At 60.5% G+C, this 5,430-nt stretch carries 3 protein-coding genes and 2 pseudogenes; 4 read left to right on the forward strand and 1 reads right to left on the reverse strand.

Features of this window, described 5'->3' with window-relative positions; genetic code table 11:
* From K288_RS0142355 to K288_RS51720, 4 genes and pseudogenes are all read left to right on the forward strand, one after another.
* On the forward strand, window positions 1-1,145 hold a 1,145-nt coding region (locus K288_RS0142355), incomplete at its 5' end, for an oleate hydratase (protein WP_027584753.1).
* 254 nt (window positions 1,146-1,399) lie between these two features.
* Window positions 1,400-3,160, forward strand: coding sequence for an oleate hydratase (locus K288_RS48855; protein ID WP_051335052.1), 1,761 nt, complete (start codon window positions 1,400-1,402; stop codon window positions 3,158-3,160).
* A gap of 247 nt (window positions 3,161-3,407) precedes the next feature.
* Window positions 3,408-4,370: pseudogene (locus tag K288_RS48860) on the forward strand (IS5 family transposase); the annotation flags it as partial.
* 67 nt (window positions 4,371-4,437) lie between these two features.
* Window positions 4,438-5,123, forward strand: a pseudogene (locus K288_RS51720) (transposase); the annotation flags it as partial.
* Between the two features lie 112 nt (window positions 5,124-5,235).
* Here K288_RS51720 and K288_RS0142380 read toward each other — a convergent pair.
* On the reverse strand, window positions 5,236-5,430 hold a 195-nt coding region (locus tag K288_RS0142380), incomplete at its 5' end, for a transposase domain-containing protein (RefSeq protein WP_027584755.1).

Below are 5,430 nucleotides of genomic sequence, written 5' to 3' on the forward strand. Positions count from 1 at the left end.
CCATCCAGGATTGGTTTGCCCCTCATTTCTTCCGGAGCAATTTCTGGTTCATTTGGTGTACAACCTTCGCTTTCGCGCCTTGGCACAGCGCGGTCGAGTTCAAGCGCTACTGCTTGAGATTCCTGCACCTGTTCTCGACCATTGACACCATGGCGGGGATCTACCGAACCCAATTCAACCAGTTCGATGCCATAGTTCGTCCGATCGTTGCCTGGTTGACGAGGCAGGGCGTGCGGCTGGAGATGAGCGCGGAAGTGACCGACATCGATATCACCATCGAAGGCAGCCAGAAGACCGCGACGCGTCTGTACTACCGGCAGGGCGCCAAGGACCGCGCCATCGACCTGGCGGAACAGGATTTGGTGTTCGTCACCAACGGTTCAATGACCTCGGATACCAGCTATGGGTCAATGGAGACGGTCCCACTGCTGAGGACGAAGCAAAGCGGCGGTTCGTGGAAGCTGTGGGAACGCTTGGCTGCCAAAAGTCCGGACTTCGGTCGCCCCGCCGCCTTCAACTCCAATATCGACCAGTCGAAATGGGAATCCTTCACGGTCACGGCCGACGACCCGACCTTCTTCGATCGGCTTGAAGCCTTCTCCGGCAGCAAGGCTGGCAAGGGCGGCCTGGTTACGATTAAGGATTCCAGTTGGCTCCTGACCGTCGTCCTCAATCATCAACCGCACTATTACGAGCAGCCCAAGCATATTTGGGTCTGGTGGGGTTACGGGCTCTTCCCGGACAGGCCGGGCAACTTCGTGTCCAAGCCGATGTCGGAGTGCACGGGTCGCGAAATCCTGATCGAGCTGCTGTTGCACCTGCGATTCGCAGAGAGTATTGCGCACGTTCTCGACACTTCGCGCGTCGTGACGGCGATGATGCCCTATGTCACGGCCCAATTCATGCCGCGCACGGAAGGAGACCGCCCGAAGGTCATTCCCAACGGATCACGCAACCTCGCCTTCATCGGCCAGTTCTGCGAGATTCCCGACGACGTTGTCTTTACCGTCGAATATTCCGTGCGCGCGGCCCAGATCGCCGTATTCGGATTGCGCGGCGTCAAGCGTCCCATCTCATCCTTCTACAAGGGCCAGCATGACCCTCGTGTCCTTTTCGATGCCTGGAAGACGCTGGACCGTCCCTGATCGAGGACACAAAACAAGGACCAAGTCGTGGGACGTATGAACGAAAAAGTCATTCTGCCGACTGGCGGGGCTCGCGGGATGGGTGCGGCTCATGCCCGCCTGCTGATCGCCGAGGAGGCGACGAGTCCAGCGATCTCACCGGGAGATCGTCATGGCGGTTCTGGCGATCGGCGTCTGGTACAAATGCCCGGCGCCCGAGAGCATCTTGTCTAAACACCAACTGATTGTCCAAGCCAATGGGATAGAAGGTTGCCATGTATTACAGCAGCGGAAATTATGAAGCTTTTGCCCGTCCGCGCAAACCCGAAGGTGTGGACAACAAAACGGTGTGGTTCGTCGGTGCGGGCCTGGCGGCGCTTGCCGGCGCGGCCTTCCTAATCCGCGACGGGCATACACGTGGCGACCGTATCACCATCCTCGAACGGCTGAAGCGACCAGGCGGTGCGCTCGATGGTAGCCAAGGACCGGAAGGGGGCTTCGTGATCCGGGGCGGCCGCGAGATCGAGGATCATTTCGAGTGTCTATGGGATTTGTTCCGGTCGATCCCCTCGTTGGAAATCGAAGGCGCCAGCGTGCTCGACGAATTCTACTGGTTGAACAAGGATGATCCGAACTACTCGCTGCAGCGGGCGACGGCGAGCCGGGGACAGGATGCGCATACCGACGGCCTCTTCACGCTGACGGACAAGGCCCAGAAGGAACTGCTCGCCATCTTTTTGGCTAGCCGTGAGGAGATGGAGAACAAGCGCATCGACGAAGCGTTCGGGAAGGAGTTTCTGAACAGTAATTTTTGGCTCTACTGGCGGACGATGTTCGCTTTTCAGGAATGGCATTCCGCCCTGGAAATGAAGCTCTACCTGCACCGGTTCATCCACCATATCAGCGGCCTGCCAGATTTCAGCGCACTGAAGTTCACCAAGTACAACCAGTACGAATCGCTCGTTCTGCCGCTGTGCAAATGGCTGGAGGAGCAGGGCGTCGCCTTTCGCTACGGGGTCGAAGTCACCGATGTCGATTTCGAGATACAGCCCGGATGCAAGCAGGCCACACGCATCCACTGGCAGGAGGGTGGCGTCGCGGGCCGAGTCGATCTCGGCGCCGACGATCTTGTATTCATGACGATCGGGTCCTTGACCGAAAACTCGGACCAGGGCGACCATCACACGCCTGCCAGGCTCGACGAAGGCCCGGCGCCCGCCTGGGATCTGTGGCGGCGTATTGCGGTCAAGGACGTCGCCTTCGGCCGCCCGGACGTGTTCGGCGGCAATATTCCTGCAACCAAATGGGAATCGGCGACGATCACGACCCTGGACGCGCGCATTCCGGAATACATCCGCAAGGTCGCCAAACGCGATCCGTTTAGTGGCAAAGTCGTCACGGGAGGGATCGTTACCGCGAAAGATTCGAGCTGGCTGCTCAGTTGGACTGTAAACCGCCAGCCACATTTCAAGCGCCAGCCCAGCGACCAGATCGTCGTCTGGCTCTATTGCCTCTTCGTCGACAAACCTGGCGATTTCGTGAAGAAACCGATGCAAGCCTGCACAGGCGAGGCGATCACGCAGGAATGGCTTTATCACCTCGGTGTGCCTGTTGAGGACGTACCGGAACTCGCCGCGACGGGTGCAAACACGGTGCCGGTGATGATGCCCTACGTCACCTCTCTTTTCATGCCGCGGCGGGCGGGTGACCGGCCAGATGTTGTGCCTAAAGGGGCCGTCAATTTCGCCTTCATCGGGCAATTTGCGGAGTCAGCCGAGCGAGATTGTGTCTTCACGACCGAATATTCGGTTCGCACGGCGATGGAGGCTGCCTACACGCTTCTCCCCATCGAACGCGGTGTACCGGAGGTGTTCAACTCGACGTATGATATTCGCAAGCTGTTTGCCGCCATCGGCAGACTGCGTGATGGCAAGGAAATTCAAATTGCCGAACCCGCGCTCCTGCGCAAACTCTTGCTGAAGAAGATCGAAGGCAACCGAGCTGTCACGGGCCAGCCAAAACCCCCGCCATCATAGTGCTGGTTCGCTGTTGGTCTACCTCTTCGTAAAGAGGTCCCCGCCTATCATTCTGTGGAAGTTCCAGTCCGACCCTACATAGTCGCCCGTGGACAAGGCTCTAAGCGATTGAGCGGGAGTCTGTTTTCGGGGCTTGGAGGCGTTTGAGATTGCAGGGATTTGGAGCTTGAGGCTTCCAAACCCTGCAAATTGGTTTTAGGATTTCCTTTTGCTGCGAGCCGTGATTCTGTGGTGCATCGAGGTGACGATGCGGCCGAAGAAGCACAAGACCACGGGATCAAATGATCTGTTCCGGGCGCGGCTGGACCAGATCATCAACATGAAGCACGAGCTGGTTCTGCTCGCGGGCAAGATCGACTGGGACTGGATCGACTGCGAGATCGCTCCGCTTTACAGCGAGAACGGCCGGCCCGGGATCGAGACCCGCTTCATGATCGGGCTCTTGCTGCTCAAGCACATTTACGGGCTGTCCGATGAGGGGGTGTGCGAGCGCTGGGTCCACGATCCGTATTTCCAGTTCTTCACCGGCGAAGAGTTCTTCCAGCACACCTTCCCGCACGAGCGCTCGGACCTGAGCCATTGGCGCAAGCGGCTCGGCGACAAGCTGGAGCTGCTGCTGGCTGAGAGCCTGCGGGTGGCGCACGCGGCCGGCGCGTTACGCGGCCAGGACCTCAAGCGGGTCACGGTCGACACCACGGTGCAGCCGAAGGCCATCACCTTTCCGACCGATGCCAAGCTCTTGCATGCGGCCATCAGGGGGCTCAACCGCCTGGCGAGACAGCACGGCGTCAGGCTGCGGCAATCCTATTCTCGCGTGGCCAAGGCAGCCGCGATGATGGCGGGTCGCTACGCTCATGCCAAACAATTCGGGCGGCAGCAGCAGTTGCGTATCCTGCGCAGCCGGCTGGGCCGGATCATCCGCGACATCCGCCGCAAGATCGAGGACCAACCAGCACCGGAAGAGGCGTTCGCACTCCCCCTTGGTCGAGCCAGCCAGATCCGCTCACAGCAGCAGCGCCAGCGCGGCTGGAAGCTCTATTCCTTCCATGCCCCGGAGGTGGAGTGCATCGGCAAAGGCAAGGCTGCCGCGCCCTATGAATTCGGCGTGAAGGCCTCCATCGTCACCAACAACCGCCGGGCTCCCGGCGGTCTGTTTGTGCTGCACGCCAGCGCAATGCCCGATAACCCGTACGACGGCCACACCTTGCGGGGCGTGACCTGCCCCTGCGTATTTCCTCCAGATGGAGTTAGAGTCCGGCCTGAAGAAGGACGGACAGATGAAGCGAGCAAGGTTCACGGAAGAGCAGATTATTGCTGTGTTGAAGGAGCATGAGGCTGGGGCGAAGACAGCCGACCTGGCTCGCAAGCATGGGATCTCCGAAGCGACGATCTACAACTGGAAGGCCAAATTCGGCGGCATGGACGTCTCCGAGGCCAAGCGACTGAAGGCGCTGGAGGAGGAGAATGCGAAGCTGAAGAAGCTTCTGGCCGAGCAGATGCTCGATGCGGCTGCCCTTCGCGAGCTCCTTTCAAAAAAATGGTAGGGCCGGCCGCCAAGCGCGCTGCGGTCGCGCATCTGCAGGCTGTCATGAGCCTGTCGGAGCGGCGGGCCTGCTCAATCGTCAGCGCGGACCGGAAGATGATCCGCTATCACTCCAGCCGCCCTCCGGATGCGGAGCTGCGGGGCCGGTTGCGCGATCTCGCCAACGAGCGGCGGCGGTTCGGCTACCGCCGGCTGTTCGTCCTGCTGCGGCGGGAAGGAGAGCCATCGGGGATCAACCGGATCTACCGGCTTTATCGGGAGGAAGGGCTCGCCGTCCGCAAGCGGCGCCGCAAGGCTGTGGGGACCCGGGCCCCGATCCTGGTGGAGGCCAGGCCCAATGCACGCTGGTCGCTGGACTTCGTTCATGACCAGTTCGCCAACGGCCGGCGCTTCCGCATCCTCAACATCGTCGATGACGTGTAAGCGCGCATTTTGCTGCACAGGCTGCGCGCGCGGCTGGCCGCGGTGTCGCGTGACGCCGGGCCGCAGCGGGATCATCGGAACGGCTTGATTGATCCTGAGCGTTCGACCGTCAGCCGCTGTCGTTGTCAGCTGGCAGGTTTTTTTGAGCGGTGCAGTTGAACGGCAACAGATCTTCGATATCGGCGTCTGGCGCGCGCTGGGGCAATTCGGTGAGCGCGTGACGTAGCCATGCATAGGGATCGACGCCGCCTGCCCGGCATGTCAGCACCAAACTGTAGATCACGGCGCTTGCCTTGGCGCCGGC

Source organism: Bradyrhizobium sp. Ai1a-2 (assembly GCF_000426245.1).
Lineage (GTDB): Bacteria > Pseudomonadota > Alphaproteobacteria > Rhizobiales > Xanthobacteraceae > Bradyrhizobium.